This window comes from Micromonospora echinospora, from assembly GCF_014203425.1.
Classification (GTDB): Bacteria; Actinomycetota; Actinomycetes; order Mycobacteriales; family Micromonosporaceae; genus Micromonospora; species Micromonospora echinospora_A.
The window spans coordinates 6,011,240-6,027,240 of record NZ_JACHJC010000001.1; the positions used below are offsets into that span (position 1 = coordinate 6,011,240).

A 16,001-nucleotide genomic window follows, 5' to 3' on the forward strand; every position below is an offset into this window, starting at 1 on the left:
TCAGATCAACCGCAGCTCGCGCGCCCGCCGGACGGCGTCCCGCCGGCGGGTCGCGTCGAGCTTGCGGTAGATGTTGCGCACGTGCGTCTTGACGGTGTTCACCGACAGCGACAGCTCGGCGGCGATCTCCACGTTGGACAGGATGCTCTGCAGGTACCGCAGGATGGTCAGCTCCCGCTCGGTGAGCGGCTCGTCCAGCCCGCGCGCCGGACCGTCCGCCGCCCCGGCGACCGGCTGTGCGTCCGCGCCCCGGACCAGCTCGCTCACCGTCGCCCAGTACGCGGTGCCGGAGTCCAGGTGCGCGGCCAGCAGGTCCCGTACCCCCGGGTCCGCCCGGGTGAAGACGCGCCGGAAGCCGTCCGGCTCGGCGAGCGCCAGCACCTCCTCCAGCACCCGCCCGGCCCGCCGGGCGTCCCCGGCCCCGCCGGCCAGCGCCGCGTCGAGCAGCCCGGCGGCCAGCCGTACCGGCAACGGCCAGTCCGCCGCGCCGGGCCCGGCCCAGTCGGGCACCGCCCGTTCGGCCGCGCGGGCGTCACCGGCACGCAGCAGCAACCGGGCGGACGCCAGCGCCGGCGCCGGCCCGTCGCCAGTGGCGTCGAGCAGCGCCCGGGCGCCGTCGGCGTCACCCGTCACCGCGCGTACCTGGGCCTCCTCGGCGGCCAGCCACCCGCCCAGCTCCGGGCCGGGCGCCACCGCCCGCGCCCCGGCGAGCGTGCGCAGCGCGCCGCCCGGGTCGTCGTTGTCGGTCAGCAGCCCGGCCCGGCAGAGCGCGGCCAGCGCCGCGCCCCCCGGCTCCGCGGCGGCCGGCCCGGCCAGCGCCAGGTGGGCCGCGGCCTCCGCCGGCCGGTCCCGATGCCAGGCCACGAGCGCCAGCGCCAGGTACGCGTAGCCGCAGTCCGACCGGGCCGACCAGCCCTGACAGGCCGGCATCGCCAGCGCCTCCCCGGCGAGTTCCTCGGCCGCCCGCAACGCGCCCTGGGCCGCCTCCAGCGCCGCCGAGCGGCTGACGCAGAGCAGCTCGGTCCGCGGCCGGCCGGCCCGGCGTGCCGCCTCCCGCGCCTCGGCGAACCGGGTACGGGCCACCGGCAGCTCCCCCTCGGCCAGCGCGACCAGCCCGTGCGCGGCGCCCGCCACCGCGCGTACGTCGTCGCGCTCGGCCGACCCGGCACGCGGATCGGCGGCGGCGTCGGCGGCCGGGCCGGAAGCGGTGGCGAGCAGGCGGTCGGCAGCCTCGCGTACCGCCTCGTGGTTCCCGCCGAGGCGGGCCAGACTCAACTCCAGGGCGGCGGCCAGCCGGCGGAACCGGTCGCGGCGCGGCGCGGGCAGGTCGTCGGCGTGGGCCAGCGCGCGCCGCAGCTGCCCGTCGGCGGCGGCCGGATCACCGGCGTACGCCCGCTCCGCCGCGGCGGCCAGCGCCAGCTCGGGATCGCGGCGGACCGCGTTCGCCGGCGGCTCGGGCGGGGGCGCCGCGGCCGTCGGCTCGTCCGGTGCCAGCTCCGGCCAGCGGCTGATCAGCAGCTCGGTGGCGGCGGTCCACTCGCCGGCGGTCAGCGCGTGCCGCACCGCCTCGGCCGGCCGGTCGTGGGCGGCGTACCAGTCCGCCGCCCGCCGGTGCAGCTCGCGCACCTCGTCGGCGGGCAGCCGGCCCAGTTCGTCCCGGAGCACGTCGGCCAGGAGCGGATGCGGCCGGTACCACTGCGGGTTGCCGCCGTCCTGGTGGAGGAAGCCGCCCTCCCGGGCCGCCTCGGCGAGCACCTGCCCGGCGTCGGCCCGCCCGGTCAGCACGGCGGCGAGGTCGGCGCGGACCGCGACGGCCACCGCCACGCGGCGCAGGACGTCACGGGTCGCCGGGCCCAGCGGCGCGAGCACCTCGTCCCGCAGGTACGCGGCGACGTCCGGCTGGTCACCGCCGAACCGGTCCACCGCGCGGGCCGGATCGGTCCCGTCGGCCAGCGCGAGCGCGGCGAAGCGCAGCCCGGCGGCCCAGCCGGCGGTGCGCTCGGCCAGCCGGGGCACCGCCGGGGCGGGCACCGGAACGCCGTGCGCGACCAGCAGGTCGGCGACCTCGTCGGCGGTGAACGCCAGCTCGTCCGGGCCGATGAGCGTCAGCTCGCCGGCCAGCCGCCAGCGGTGCAGCGCCAGCGGCGGCTCACGCCGCGCGCCGGCCACCAGCCGCAGTCGCCCGTCGGCGTGCTGGAGCAGGAACTCCAGCCCGGACAGGGCCGCCGGGTCGGTGACCCGGTGCAGGTCGTCGAGGACCAGCAGCACCGGCCGTTCCCGCGCGGCCAGCGCGACGGCGAGCGACTCCAGCTGCTCGGGCCGGGGCGGGCCGTCCGGCACCGGTGGCGGTGGTCCCTCGTCCGGGTCCTCGGCGGCGGCCGTACGCAGGGCCGCCGCCAGATAGCCCCAGAGCCGCCGTGTCGTGTCGCCCTCGCCCACCGTCACCCAGGCCGGCGCCGGGCCGTCCCGCTCCGCCCGCGCCCAGGCGGACAACACTGTCGTCTTGCCCCAGCCGGCCGGCGCGAGCACGAGCGTCACCGGCCCGCTCGCGCCCCGCTCCACCCGCTCCACCAGGCGGGGCCGCAGCAGACCCGGCTCGGGTGGCGCCGGTGGCGTCAGGCGGGATGTCAGCAGCGGTGGGCCGCCCGGCAGCGCACCACCGGCCAGGTCGGGTGAATCGATGCCGGCGGTACGCAGATCGGGCGTACCGGTGATCTCCCTGGTGTCGTGCGGCGCGGCCACGAATCGGACCTGGTCGGCCTCTTCCGGCATGCATCCCTCCCCCTGTCGGTGCGGGCAGCGGTTACCCGGACCGGGCCGGTTCACCCCTTCCGGGCGAACCCGGCTCACCCGGCCCCGGCCCACCCTGGAGGCACGCGGGCGGCCGGCCGGGCAGCGCCGGCCGCCCGAGCCCGGGACCTCGGGAGGTCAGGTGGCGCGGATCAGACGGCTCACGGTCGGCGCGCTGGCGCTGGCGGCCGGCGGGGCGCGGAGGCTGGCCGACCGCCTGCCGCAGCGGGCCGCAACGGATCCACGGCCGGGACGGTGGCAGAAGGTGACGGTGGCCGCCGAGCCCGAGCGGGTGCTCCCGGCCGGACGGTGGCCCGAGCCGCTGCGTCGTCTCGACGGGGCGGTCGAGGTGTGGGCCCGCCCGGCGCCCGGCGGTCGCGGCACCGAACTGGCGATCCGTCCGCTGGGCGGGGAGTGCACGCTGCCGGGGTTCGCCGCGCACCTGGTCGGCGACGACCCGGGCCGGTACCTGCGCCACGTGCTGCGGCAGACCAAGCAGCTCCTGGAGACCGGCGAGGTGCTGCGCGCGGACCGCTCGCCGCTGGAGCGGCCGGGGCCGGTGCGATGAGGGCGCTGTGCTGGGCCGGGGCCGACGCGGTGGAGGTGCGCCGCGTCCCGGACCCGGAGCTGCGCAACGCCCAGGACATGATCGTCCGGGTGCGACGCAGCACGACCTGCGGCGCGGACCTGCCGCTCCTGGGCGGGCGGGTGCCCGAGGCGTCCGCCGGGGAGGTGCTCGGACGCGAGTTCCTCGGCGAGGTGGTCGAGGTCGGCCCGGAGGTACGCCGGCACCGGGTCGCCGACCGGGTGGTGGTGGGCGCCGCGGTGGCCTGCGGCGCGTGCTGGTTCTGCCGGCAGGGGCTGCTCGCCTGCTGCGACAACGGCACGAGCGGTGTGACCGCCGAGCCGGAGTGGGGCCAGCCGTCCGCGGGCGGTTTCGGCCGGCCGGCCCGGCTGGGCGGGTTCGCCGGTGGCCACGCCGAGTTCGTCCGGGTGCCGTACGCGGACGTGGGCGCGTTCGCCGTACCGGAGTCGGTGAGCGACGACCGGGCGGTGTTCGCCGCCGACGCCGCGCCGGCCGGCTGGTACGGCGCCGAACTGGGCGAGGTCGCCCAGGGTGACGTGGTGGCGGTGTGGGGCGCGGGCGCTGTCGGTCAGCTCACCGCCGGGGCGGCGGTGGCCCGGGGGGCGGACCGGGTGATCGTGGTCGACGACCGGGACGACCGGCTGCGCATGGTCGCCCGGCACGCCGGGGTGGAGGCGCTCAACCACAGGTACGTGGACGTGCTCGCCGAGCTGCGCGAACGCAGCGGCGGCCGGGGCCCGGACGTGTGCGTCGACGCCTCCGGGATGCCGGCCGAGCCGAGCCGGTGGCCGCTGACCGAGGCGGACGGCGGGGCGGCGCTGCGCGAGGCGGTGCACGCGTGCCGCAAGGGCGGCGTCGTGGTGGTGCTCGACGCCCGGCCCGGTGTGGTGGACCGGTTCCCGCTCGGCGCGCTCACGGACAAGGGCCTCGCCGTCCGCGCCGCCCGGCGGCGGGGCGCGACGGCCATCCCGGAGCTTCTGGCGCGGATGGCCCGCGACGAGCTGGTGACCGAGCATCTGGCCACGCACCGGATGCCGCTGGAGCGGGGCGCCGACGGGTACGCGTTGTTCCGCGACCGGGCCGACGGCTGCGTGCGGGTGGTCTTCACGCCGTGAAGGTGAGCGCCGTGGATGGCACACTCGGCGGATGCGCGCAGACCGTCGGTACGACCTCGTCCTGTTCGGCGCCACCGGCTTCACCGGCGGGCTCACCGCCGAGTACCTGGCCCGGCACGCGCCGGAGCGGCTGCGCTGGGCGCTGGCCGGGCGTAACCCGGACAAGCTGGCCGCGGTGCGGGAGCGGCTCGCCGCGATCGACCCGGCCCTGGCCGAGCTGCCCCTGCTCACCGCCGACGTGACCGACCCGGCGTCGCTGCGGGCGGTGGCCGAGTGCGCCCGGGTGGTGGCCACCACCGTCGGCCCGTACGTGCACCACGGCGAGCCGCTGGTGGCCGCCTGCGCCGCGGCCGGCACCGACTACCTCGACATCACCGGCGAGCCGGAGTTCGTCGACCGGATGTACGTGCGGCACCACGCCGAGGCGGTACGCACCGGGGCACGCCTGGTGCACGCCTGCGGCTTCGACTCGATCCCGCACGACCTGGGCGTCTGGTACACGGTCAAGCAACTGCCGGCCGACGGGCCGATCGCCGTGGACGGCTACGTGCGGGCCGGTGGCCGGTTCTCCGCCGGGACGTACCACTCGGCGCTCACCGCGTTCTCCCGTACCGGTGAGACGAGCCGGGCGGCGCGGGCCCGGCGGGCGATGGAGCCCGGCCCGGACGGGCGCCGGGTCCGCGCGGTGCCGGGCAAGGTCGGCCGGGTACGCGAGTTCGGCCAGTGGGCGGTGCCGCTGCCCACCATCGACCCGCAGGTGGTCCGCCGGTCCGCGGCGGCCCGCCCGGAGTACGGGCCGGACTTCCGCTACCGGCACTTTGCGGCCATGAAGCGGCTGCCCACGGTGCTTGTCGCCGGAGTCGGGCTGGCCGGTGTGATGGGGCTGGTGAAGGTGGCGCCGACGCGGCGCTGGCTGCTCGGGCGGCTCGCCTCCGGGCAGGGGCCGACAGCCGAGCAGCGGGCGAAGTCGTGGTTCCGGGTGCGGTTCGTGGGCACCGGCGGCGGCCGCCGGGTGGTGACCGAGGTGGCCGGCGGCGACCCGGGATACGACGAGACCGCCAAGATGCTCGCGGAGTCGGCGCTCTGCCTGGCCTTCGACGACCTGCCGGAGACCGCCGGGCAGGTCACGCCGGCCGCGGCGATGGGTGACGCGCTGCTGGACCGGCTGGTCCGCGCGGGCATCACGTTCCGCACGCTGCCGGCGTGAGGTTGACCCTCGACCCGGTCGAGGTCACAGGATGACGGCCGTGGAGAGCGAGCTTCGCAGCATCGGCGAACTGGCCCGGGCCAGCGGCTTGACGGTCAGCGCGTTACGGTTCTACGACCGTTCCGGCGTGCTGCCCCCGGCCCGGGTGGACCCGGTGACCGGCTACCGCTGGTACGCCGAGGAGCAGGTGGCCCCGGCCCGCCTGGTGGCCGGGCTGCGCCGGGTGGGGATGCCGCTGACCGGCATCGCCGAGGCGCTGCGGCACCGGCACCGGCCGGCCGAGGTGCACCGCCTGCTGGACGCGCACCTGCGCCGCCTGGAGGACGGCCTGGCCGACGCGCGTCGTGAACTCTCCCGGATCCGCAGCCTGATCGACCCGGAGGAGACCACTGTGACCACCCGCCTCGTGCTGTCCCGCACCGACCTCGCCGCCGCCGTGGACGCCGTACGCTTCGCCGTCGGCGCCGACCCCGCGCTGCCGGTCCTGTCCGGCGTGCTGCTGGAGGTCGCCCTCGACGGGGTGCACCTGTTCGCCACCGACCGGTTCCGGCTCGCCGTGGCCCGGGTCGGCGCCACTGTCGACGGCCCGCCGGTGAGCGTGCTGCTGCCGGTGGCTGCCGTCGACGAGCTGCGGGCGCTGCTGGACGCCGCCGGATCGCTGTCGGGCCTCGACGGCTCGGACGTTGCCGAGGTCGTCGTCACCCCCGACGGGGTGACTGTCACGGTGGCGGGCCGGCCGCTGACCGCCGTCCCGCTGCCGTACGACTTCCCGGACTACCGGCGGCTGCTGCGGGCGCAGCTCGGCGACGCGCCCGCGTACCGGATCCCGTTCGACGGCGCGGCGCTGCGCGCGGCGCTCACCGCCGACGGCGTCCCCGTCTGCCGCCGGGCGCACGAGGGCGTCGAGCACGAGGTGGTGGCGCTCGGCCTGGACGGCCGCGGCGAGCTGCGCCTGGTCGACCCGAACGGCACGGACGGCGCGGACGGCGCGGGTGCGCTCCGGGTGGCGGTGAACCGGGAGTACCTGCTGGACGCGCTGGGGTCCGGCGACGGCCAGCTCGTGCTGGAACTGGACGGCCCGATCACGCCCCTGGCGGTGCGGCGGGCCGACGACGCGGACGCCTTCTCGGTGCTGATGCCGGTACGCCTCTGACGCTCAGCGCTCGCCGGCCTCCCTCCCCCACGCTCCAGCGACAGACATCCGTGACAGTGCGTGACATCACTGCTGCCCCCGCTGCTTCACCCCTTGCGGACTTTGCTCTGCAGCCATCGGCGCGACGCTGACGCTCCGTCGAACGCCGCGTCGGTGGCTGCAGAGCAAAGTCGCCCGAGGGGCAAACCCGCCCGAGAGTGGATCCGTGAGATTGACCAGGTCAGCGCGACCACGAGCGGATGCGGGGCCACGCACGCACCAGAGCGCCGTTACGCACTGTGAGCACATCCGATCGCCAGCACCACCACCACGCACCGTCACCGGAACGGGCCTCGCGGCGGCGGGCTGCGCGGGCCGGGCCGGGGCGGCGAGGGCGCGACGGTAGCATCTGGAGGTCCCACCTGACTGCCTGGACGGAGGCGTACGAGCAGCATGCTCGACATGGAGTTGATCCGGAAGGATCGCGAGGCGGTGGCGACCGCGCTGGCGAAGCGTCTGGATCCCGCCGAGGTCACCCGGGCGCTGGACGACATCCAGCGGCTCGACCAGGAACGACGCGCCCTGATCACGGAGATCGACGCCGAGCGGCAGCGCCGCAAGGCCGAGGCGCGGGCGTACGCGGAGGCGAAACGGTCCGGCGGCACGCCGCAGCCGGTCGCCCCGGAGGCCGAGCGCAAGCAGCTCGCGGAGCTGGAGTCCCAGCTCGACGAGGTGCAGTCCCGGCTCCGCTCGGCGATGAGCGAGCTGCCGAACCTGCCCGCCGACGACGTGGTCGCCGGGGGCAAGGAGGCCAACCGGGTGGTGCGGACGTTCGGCGAGGCGCCCGCCATCGAGAAGGTACGCGACCACGTGGAGCTGAGCCGCGCGCTCGGCCTGGTCGACCACGAGCGGGGCGTGAAGCTCGGCGGCTCGGGCTTCTGGATGTACACCGGTATGGGCGCCCGGCTGGAGTGGGCGCTGGTGAACTGGCTGATCGAGCAGAACATCCAGGCCGGCTACGAGTTCCTGCTCCCGCCGCACCTGCTGCTGGAGAGCGCCGGTTTCGCGGCCGGGCAGTTCCCGAAGTTCCACGACGACGTCTACCACATCGACAAGCAGTCGTCCTCGCGCGGCCAGTTCCTGCTGCCCACGGCGGAGACGGCGATCCTCGGCGCGTACCAGGACGAGATCCTGGAGACGCCGAAGCTGCCGTTGAAGGCGTTCGCGTACACGCCCTGCTATCGCCGTGAGGCGGCCGGTTCGCACTCCGACGAGCGCGGCACGGTGCGCGGCCACCAGTTCAACAAGGTGGAGATCTTCCAGTTCACGCTGCCGGAGCAGGCGGGCGAGGCGCTTGAGGCGATGGTCGGGCACGTCGAGGGCCTGGTCGGCAAGCTCGGTCTGCACTTCCAGACCAGCCTGCTCGCCGCCAGTGACGCCAGCGCCTCGATGAAGAAGACGCTCGACGTCGAGGTCTGGATGCCGAGCACCGGCAAGTACAAGGAGGTGTCGTCGGTCTCCTGGGCCGGTGACTACCAGGCCCGCCGGGCGGCGATCCGCTACCGCGAGCCGGGCGCGAAGCAGACCCGTTTCGTGCACACGCTCAACGGCTCGGCGCTCGCCACCAGCCGCCTGTTCCCGGCCATCCTGGAGCAGCACCAGCAGTCCGACGGCTCGGTGGTGGTCCCGGAGGTCCTGCGCGACAAGCTCGGCACCGACCGCCTCACCCCGCGCTGACCCGCTCCCCCGCCGCCGTCCCCGCCTCTCCCCCGCGATCTTGCACTTGCGGCCCACGAGAAGTCCGGTTCACCCCTTCCGCCCGGGCCCCAACTGCAAGATCGTGGGAGCGAGGGCGGGACGGGCGGGGGTGGGACGGGCGAGGGCGGCGGGTGAGGGGCAGGGCGGCCAGGAGCAGGGCCGCGAGGACCGCGGCGAGCACGGCGGGGCCGGCGGTGTCGAGGGCTCGTACCAGGGTCTGCTGGACCTCGGCGGCGGCGCGGATCACCGGGTCGGTGAAGGCGTCGTACCGGCCCTCGGCGAGGCGCACCTCGTACCAGCCGTACCAGGCGACGTAACCGCCCGCGACCACGAGCACCAGGCCGCTCAGGCGCGGCGCCCACGCGCCCGCGCCGCGCAGTCGCGCCACGACCCGGCCGCGCAGCAGCGCCACGGCGAGCGCGGCCACCCCGACCACGAGCGCCATCCCCAGCGCGTACGCCCCGAACAGCGCCAGCCCGCGCACCGGCGACCCGGCCCGCAGGCTGGTCACCACGATCGCCAGGAACGGCGCGATCGCGCAGCTCAGCGACGTGAGCGCGTACGCCGCGCCGAACAGCACCATCGACGGCCAGGTGCGGGTGAGCCGGGGCGCGGCGCGCAGCGGGCGCGGCGCGGGCAGTCGCCGTCCGGCGAGCAGCCAGCACCCGGCCAGCGTCAGCAGCACGCCGAGCGTGACAGTCAGCCACGGCAGCCGGGGGCGCAGCCAGTCCGCGGCCGGCGCCACGGCCAGCCCGAACGCGCCGAACACCAGCACGTACCCGAGGGTGAGCGCGGCCGTCGCGGTGAGCGCGCGGCCGACCGCGCCGCGCCCGTCGGCCACCAGCAACGACAGGTACGCGGGCAGCATCGCGAAGCCGCACGGGTTGACCGCGCCGAGCATGCCCGCGGTCAGGGCGAGCAGCAGCGCGCCGGTCATCCCCGGGCCAGCGTCTCGACCTGCCGGGTCAGCGCCTCACCGTCCAGGAATCCCTGGTGGACGACCCGGCCGGTTCGGTCCAGGACGACGAACGTGCTCTGCTCGGTCACCTTGAACCGGCGCCACAGCGCGCCCTTCCGGTCGTCGATCTGGGTCGTGCCGGCCAGGTCGAACTCGGTGACGAAGTCCTTCATCGCCTTCTGCTCGCCGAGCCCGGCGACGCCGACGATCGGGACCGTGTCCCGGTAGGCGGGGGCGATCTCGGCCACCGTCCACGCCTGGCTGGCGCAGGTGGCGCACCAGGGCGCCCAGAACCAGAGCAGCACCGGCCGCCCGGCCAGGTCGGCGGCGGAGAACGCCGTACCGTCGAGGGTCTTGCCGGTGAACGACAGCGTGGCCGGCACCGCGGCCGGTGGCGCGGACGTCGGCCCGCCCGGCGTCGCGACCGGGGACGCGATGTCCGACGGCGCGGCGGCCGGGGCCGCGGGGGGCACCGCGCCGGCCTCGGGTCCGGCCGCGCAGGCCGTGGCGGCGGCGAGCGTGGCGGCCAGTACGGCGGCGGTGAGGCGGCTGGCGGCGCGCGGTGGCATCGGCGGCTCCTGGAGTGGTCGCTACTCGGCCCGGACCAGCCGGAGCGCGAGTTCGGGACAGACCTTTACCGCCTTGAGCGCGCCCTCGCGCAGCCACGTCGGCACCGGGGTGGGCGGGAACGCCGGGTATCCGTTGCCGTCGAGCCGGATGAAGTCCGGCACCACGTGCGCGCAGAGCCCGTGCCCGTCGCAGCGGGACCAGTCCAGCGTGAGCTTCTGCGGGTTGGCGTCGGGCGCGCCGGGCAGGCCCATCGTGCCCTTGACCCGCTTGCCGCAGCCCTCGCCGGTGGCGTGCAGCCGCAGGTCGTCGGCGAACACCTCCATGGCGGACAGCGCGAACCGGGCGGTGCCGTCCGGGTGGCTGCACGCGCCGCGTCCCTTGACGTCGCCAGCCGCGGCCCGGACCAGTTCGACCGGGGCGCTGCCGGAGACCGCGAGGTCGACCGAGCGGGCCAGGTCGGGCAGGCCCATCTTGCACGGGCCGCACTGCCCGGCGGACTCGCCGGCCAGGTAGCGCACGACCTGGGCGGCCTCCCCGAGCGGGCAGGTGTCGGCGCCGAGCGGCACGATGATGCCGGCGCCGAGCGTGCCACCCACTGCGGTGAGCCCCTTGCGGGACACCTCGGCCCGGTCCGCCGCCGCCGCGGTGATCCACTTTCCGTGGTAGCCGCCCATCAGGATGCCGGGGCCGGGCGGGACCTCGCACAGGTCGAGGATCTCGCGCAGCGGGGTGCCCGCGGCGCACTCCACCACGGCGGGCCGCTTCGCCGACCCGGTGACGGTGAGCAGCACCGTGCCCGGCTCGTCGTCGGTGCCGAGCGCGGCGTACTCGTACGGGCCGATGCGGGCGGCGACGGCGAGCTGGGAGTACGTCTCGGCGTTCGACAGCAGCGTGGGCAGCCCGCCGACGCCGGAGTCGCTGGAGCGCTTCTTGGTGCCGGGCGGGATGTGCGGAAGGCCGTTGATGCCGTTGACGAGCGCGCCGCCCTCGCCGGAGATGAACCGGTGCGGCACCGTGACGATGGTGGTCGGCACCGGCATCCGCCGTTCCTGCAACGCCTCGGCCAGCGAGGGCCGACCCACGTCGTCGTCGGCGACGCCGATGACGATCTCCTCCGCGTCCAGCGCGAACGCGGCCAGCGCGGCGCCGTCCAGGATCAGGTGCGGGGCGCGAGTGAGCAGCACCTTGTCCTTCCAGCTCGCCGGTTCCCCCTCGGTGGCGTTGACCACCACCACGGCGGAGAGGTCCTGCCGCTCGCAGGACTCCAGCACCGCGCGCAGCTTGCGGGCGAACGGGAAACCCGCGCCGCCCTTGCCCTTGAGGTCGATCGCCTCGGCGAGCCGCAGCAGCGCCGCCGGTTCCATCGGGCCGATCGGGCCGTGCACCTCCTCGTGGGCGAGCAGGTCGAGCCGGCCGAACTCGGCGAAGCCGGCGGTCAGGCGGGGCTCGCCGACGCAGGCTACCGGCGGGACGGTCCGCGTCACCGGGCCTCACCCCGCAGCCCGGCCCAGTACGCCCCGTCGACCGCGTCCGCGTCGGCCCGCTTGCGACGAGACCGGCTGTCCTTGCCGGCCCGCATGGCGCGGCGGGAGGCGAGGTCGACAAGCGTCGGGGTGTCGTCCACGAACGCCTCGTCGGCGTCGTAGCGGGCCGGCGGGCGCCAGTAGTCCGGCTCCTCCGGCACGTCCTCCTCGTCCCGGTAGCGCCGGCCGGACCCGCTGAGCGGCTCCGCCGACATCGGGGTGCCGGAGATCGGCCCGGCCGAGATCGGCTCACCGGAGACCGGGCGGGTCTCCCAGCGGCGCGGGCTGTCCCACGGCTCCTCCGCCTCGTTGCCGACACGCGGCGGCGCGGAGTAGCGGGCCACCTCGGCCGGGCTGGCGTAGCGGCTGCTGTCCGGCGGGGCGGAGTGGCGGCCGCCGGTGTCCGGGGGCGCGGAGTGGCGGCCACCGCTCTCCGGCGGCGCCGAGTAGCGGGCGGCTACGTCCTCGTCGGCCCGGGAGCGGCGACCGGCCCGTTCCTCGTCCAGCCGGGACCGGCGGCTCACCCGCTCCTCCTCGGTCCGGGACCGGCGGCCCGCCGGCTCCTCGCCGGACCGGCGACGACGGCGGGACCGTTCGCCGTCGGACCGGCGTGCCGGCACCAGTTCCTCGTCCCGGTCGAGGAGGACCGGCTCGCGCTCCTCCTCGCGTACCCGGACGGCGACCCGCTCCTCGTCGCGGCGGCGGGCGGCGGCCGCACGGACCGGTTCGCGCAGCGACCCGGGTTCCGGCACCACGGGTACGGCGAACCGCTCGGGGTCGCGCCGCCGGGCGGTGCCGGCCGGCGCGGTCCAGGTGGCGGTCGCCTCGGCCCAGCGGCCCCGGCCGGCGCCGCTGTCCTCCTTGGTGGTGGCCTTCTTGCGGGTGATCGCGGCGAACACGCCGGTCCGCTCCTCGCCCTTGCCGGCCATGGCCTTGTTGAGCGCGGCGGCCTGATGCTGTTCCCGGCTGCGCTTGCCCAGGTGGACGGAGAGCCGCACCATCAGCGCCAGCACCACGGCCAGCACGCAGGCGAGGTAGCTGAGCAGCACCCAGGTCGCCGCGGGCCGGCCGGCGTTGAGGCCGTGCACCAGCGCGAACGGCCAGGACACGTAGGCCATCGAGTGCAGTGCCCGCCAGAACCACTTGGGACCGACTCCGGCGAACCGGACCCGGACGATTCCGGTCCAGAGCACGCCCACCATCAGCAGCGCGGCGACTGTGCCCAGTCCGACGTAGAGGCCGGTGCCGCCGATGAACGGCACCACCGCGTCGGTGGGGCCGGCCCGGCCGATCGCCACCTTGGTGATGACGTGGAAGACCAGTCCGGCCACGCCGAGCACGCCGGTGGCGCGGTGCGCCGACTGGAGCAGCACGCGGTGCCGGATGAGCAGCACCAGGCGGTCGGTGGCGAGCAGGCCCAGCATCACGGTGATGCTGAGCGCGACCAGGGCGACCACCCCGGCGAAGAACTCGGTGAAGAAGAATCCGTACGAGTACATGAGCCCGCCGGCACCGGCCAGCTCCACTCCGGCCCACGCGAGGCCGAGCGCGGAAGCGGTCAGCGCCGCGATCGCGGACTTCGACATGGTCCGGACACCACGGCTGCTGGTGGTGGTCCGGACGGTCGTCGTCTTCTCGTTCTGCTGTGCCCGGGCCATCTGCTCCTCGATCGTCTCACGGCGGCGCCCCCACCGACCGACCCTGCTCCCCACTCAGGTACGGAGCGACGGCGCGGACGGATCACCTCCGGTGGCGAATTTCTCGGCGGGTTTTTCGAACCGTCCGCACCGGACGCGCGTGTAGCGCCTGACGCAACGACGAATGCGCATGCGTTGACAGTCCTTGCAACATTCTCGTAACCTTGCCGCAAAATTTCAGCGCGGGCTGCAAGAAGCCAGCACTGAGACAGGCTCCACTCCCCCGCACCCCCGCACCCCCGCAGGAGTCCTGATGCACCGACGCCGATTCCGCGCCGCGGCGCTCGCCCTGGGCCTGGCCGCGAGCCTGCTCGTCCCGATCACGGCGGCGGCTCCCCCGGCCACCGCCGCCACCCCGGGCGCCAAAAAGGTCATCGTCCAGCTCTTCGAGTGGAACTGGACCTCGGTGGCCGCCGAGTGCACCAGCACGCTGGGCCCGAAGGGCTACGGCTACGTGCAGGTGTCCCCGCCCCAGGAACACGTCAACAGCAGCCAGTGGTGGGTGTCCTACCAGCCGGTCAGCTACCGGATCGAGTCCCGCAAGGGCACCCGCGCGCAGTTCCAGTCCATGGTGAACACGTGCCACGCGGCGGGCGTGAAGGTGATCGTCGACGCCGTGGTCAACCACATGTCCGGCCAGGAGAACGGCGGCACCGGCTGGGCCGGCTCGTCGTACGGCCACTACAACTACCCCGGCGTCTACTCGGCGCAGGACTTCCACTACTGCGGGCGCAACGGCAACAACGACATCGCCAACTACAACGACCGGTACGAGGTGCAGAACTGCGAGCTGGTCAACCTCGCCGACCTCAAGACCGAGTCGGAGTACGTGCGCGGCCGGCTCGCCGCGTACCTCAACGACCTGCTCTCCCTCGGCGTCGACGGTTTCCGGCTGGACGGCAGCAAGCACATGCCGGCCGCCGACATCGCCGCGATCAAGGCCAAGCTGAACCGCAGTGCGTACCTGGTGCAGGAGGTCATCTACGGCGCTGGTGAGCCGATCCAGCCGACCGAGTACACCGGCAACGGTGACGTGCACGAGTTCCGGTACGGCAAGGACCTGGCCCGGCTGTTCAACAACGAGCGGCTGGCGTACCTGAGGAACTTCGGCGAGTCCTGGGGCTACCTGTCGAGCGCGAAGGCGGTGGTCTTCACCGACAACCACGACACCCAGCGCGAGGGCGGCGTGCTCACCTACCGCGACCGCGGCACGTACGCGCTGGCGAACGCGTTCATGCTGGCCTGGCCGTACGGCACGCCGGCGGTGATGTCGAGCTTCACCTACAGCGGCCGGGACCAGGGTCCGCCCGCCGACGGCAGCAACCGGATCACCAACGTCACCTGCTACTCGGGCTGGGAGTGCGAGCACCGCTGGCCGGTCATCGCCAACATGGTCGGCTTCCGTAACGCCACCGAGGGCGCCGGGGTCTCCAACTGGTACGACAACGGCTACCAGCACATCGCGTTCAGCCGTACCGGCAAGGGCTACCTGACGATCAACGACGAGGGCACCGCGGTGAACGGGCGCTCGTACTACACCGGGCTGCCGGCGGGCCGCTACTGCGACGTCGTCCACGGCACGTTCAGCAACGGCTCGTGCAGCGGGCCGGTGATCACCGTGGACTCGTCCGGCTGGTTCGCCGCGAACGTCCCCGCCCACGACGCGATCGCCATCCACATCGGCGCGAAGCTGAGCTGAGCCACCCGCACCGCGAAGCCCCCGTACCCGTAGTACCGGGTACGGGGGCTTCCGGTCAGTTACAGTCAGTTTTGTGCTGTTCGACCGGTTTGCCACGCGCCGGCCTCCCGGCTGGCTGATCGCCGCGCTCGCCGTACCGCTGCTGCTCGTCACCGCGCTGCTGGTCGGCCGCGCGCTCACCGTCACGCCCGCGCGCCCGTCCGCGCCGGTCGCCGCCGCGCCTTCGGCCACGACCGCCGCGCCGAGCCCGTCGCCGTACGAGTCGGTGCCGCCCGCCGCGCCCCCGCCGGACGACCTGCCGGTGGTCACCTACGACCCGGCGCCGCGCGGCTTCCCGCCCGACCCGGACCCGGCCGACACCCGCCCGCTCAGCGAAGGGCTGCGCCCGAACCGGAACGTGGCCGCGTACGACGCGCCGGGCGGCCGTCCGCTGGCCTTCCTCGCGCCGACCATCAGCGGCGTACGGCTCACCGTGCCGATCGTCGAACGCCGCTCCGGCTGGACCGCCGTGCTGCTCCCGTCGGCAAACCGCACCATCGCCTGGCTGCCCTCGGGCGGCTGGACCACTGTGGCGCTGCGCGACCAGATCGTGGTGGAACGGCGCACCCACCGGCTCACCTGGCAGCGGGACGGGCGCGCGATGCGCACCTGGCCGGTCAGCCTCGGCATGTCCGGCCAGCTCACCCCGCTGGGCCGCACGTTCGTGCTGGGCCGCACCCCGCCCCCGGAGGCCGTCTACGGCGGCGTCGACATCTTCGCCCTCGGCGCGATCCCCGACGACCCGGACGCGGTGCCGACCGGCCTGCGCGGGGCCCACATCGGACTGCACAGCTGGCACAACGACGACACGCTCGGCAGGAACGTCACGAACGGCTGCATCCGGCTGACCCGCAGCGCCCAGCGCCTGCTCCTGACCGAGGTCGAGCCGGGCACCGCCTTCGTGGTTGTCGACCGCCTGCCCTGAGT

The 16,001-nt window shown here is 75.3% G+C and carries 12 protein-coding genes; 7 read left to right on the forward strand and 5 right to left on the reverse strand.

From position 1 onward, the window contains the following. Window positions 1–2,772, reverse strand: a complete 2,772-nt coding sequence (locus tag FHU28_RS26910) for a helix-turn-helix transcriptional regulator (RefSeq protein ID WP_184687269.1) — start codon at window positions 2,770–2,772, stop codon at window positions 1–3. A 160-nt stretch (window positions 2,773–2,932) separates the two neighbouring features. Here FHU28_RS26910 and FHU28_RS26915 point away from each other — a divergent pair, with 160 nt between their 5' ends. The 5 genes from FHU28_RS26915 to serS all read left to right on the forward strand — a co-directional run bounded on the left by FHU28_RS26915 (window position 2,933) and on the right by serS (window position 8,567). Next, on the forward strand, window positions 2,933–3,358 hold the full coding sequence (locus tag FHU28_RS26915; RefSeq protein WP_184687271.1) for a hypothetical protein: 426 nt from the start codon (window positions 2,933–2,935) through the stop codon (window positions 3,356–3,358). Next, window positions 3,355–4,491, forward strand: a complete 1,137-nt coding sequence (locus tag FHU28_RS26920) for an alcohol dehydrogenase catalytic domain-containing protein (RefSeq protein WP_184687273.1) — start codon at window positions 3,355–3,357, stop codon at window positions 4,489–4,491. Before FHU28_RS26915 ends, FHU28_RS26920 begins: the two co-directional genes overlap by 4 nt. A gap of 31 nt (window positions 4,492–4,522) precedes the next feature. Then, the gene (locus FHU28_RS26925) at window positions 4,523–5,698 is read left to right on the forward strand and encodes a saccharopine dehydrogenase family protein (protein ID WP_184687275.1); all 1,176 of its coding nucleotides are present in this window, start codon (window positions 4,523–4,525) and stop codon (window positions 5,696–5,698) included. A gap of 31 nt (window positions 5,699–5,729) precedes the next feature. Beyond that, window positions 5,730–6,851, forward strand: a complete 1,122-nt coding sequence (locus FHU28_RS26930; protein ID WP_184687277.1) for a DNA polymerase III subunit beta family protein — start codon at window positions 5,730–5,732, stop codon at window positions 6,849–6,851. Between the two features lie 432 nt (window positions 6,852–7,283). Then, window positions 7,284–8,567 (forward strand): serine--tRNA ligase, encoded by a 1,284-nt coding sequence (gene serS, locus FHU28_RS26935; RefSeq protein ID WP_116507786.1) that lies wholly within the window; start codon window positions 7,284–7,286, stop codon window positions 8,565–8,567. On the opposite strand, the gene FHU28_RS26940 is transcribed toward serS, so the two are convergent. Genes FHU28_RS26940 through FHU28_RS26955 form a run of 4 tightly spaced genes read right to left on the reverse strand, consistent with a single transcriptional unit; the run spans window position 8,554 to window position 13,297 of the window. Further along, window positions 8,554–9,525 carry a cytochrome c biogenesis CcdA family protein gene (locus FHU28_RS26940; protein ID WP_184687278.1) on the reverse strand — a complete coding sequence of 324 codons (972 nt, stop codon included), beginning with the start codon at window positions 9,523–9,525 and terminating at the stop codon, window positions 8,554–8,556. The genes serS and FHU28_RS26940 overlap by 14 nt on opposite strands. Further along, window positions 9,522–10,115, reverse strand: coding sequence for a TlpA family protein disulfide reductase (locus tag FHU28_RS26945; protein WP_184687280.1), 594 nt, complete (start codon window positions 10,113–10,115; stop codon window positions 9,522–9,524). The genes FHU28_RS26940 and FHU28_RS26945 overlap by 4 nt, the downstream gene beginning before the upstream one ends. A gap of 21 nt (window positions 10,116–10,136) precedes the next feature. Then, window positions 10,137–11,600 carry an NADH-quinone oxidoreductase subunit NuoF family protein gene (locus FHU28_RS26950; protein ID WP_184687282.1) on the reverse strand — a complete coding sequence of 488 codons (1,464 nt, stop codon included), beginning with the start codon at window positions 11,598–11,600 and terminating at the stop codon, window positions 10,137–10,139. Further along, window positions 11,597–13,297, reverse strand: coding sequence for a ferric reductase-like transmembrane domain-containing protein (locus FHU28_RS26955; RefSeq protein ID WP_184687284.1), 1,701 nt, complete (start codon window positions 13,295–13,297; stop codon window positions 11,597–11,599). Before FHU28_RS26955 ends, FHU28_RS26950 begins: the two co-directional genes overlap by 4 nt. Before the next feature lie 292 nt (window positions 13,298–13,589). On the opposite strand from FHU28_RS26955, the gene FHU28_RS26960 reads away from it, so the two are divergent. Both FHU28_RS26960 and FHU28_RS26965 read left to right on the forward strand, forming a co-directional pair. Then, entirely contained in the window at window positions 13,590–15,035 is a 1,446-nt protein-coding gene (locus FHU28_RS26960; RefSeq protein WP_184687286.1) for an alpha-amylase, read from the forward strand. A gap of 73 nt (window positions 15,036–15,108) precedes the next feature. Further along, window positions 15,109–15,999: a L,D-transpeptidase gene (locus FHU28_RS26965; protein WP_184687287.1), complete on the forward strand. Its 891-nt coding sequence runs from the start codon at window positions 15,109–15,111 to the stop codon at window positions 15,997–15,999. The last annotated feature ends 2 nt before the right edge of the window (window positions 16,000–16,001 follow it).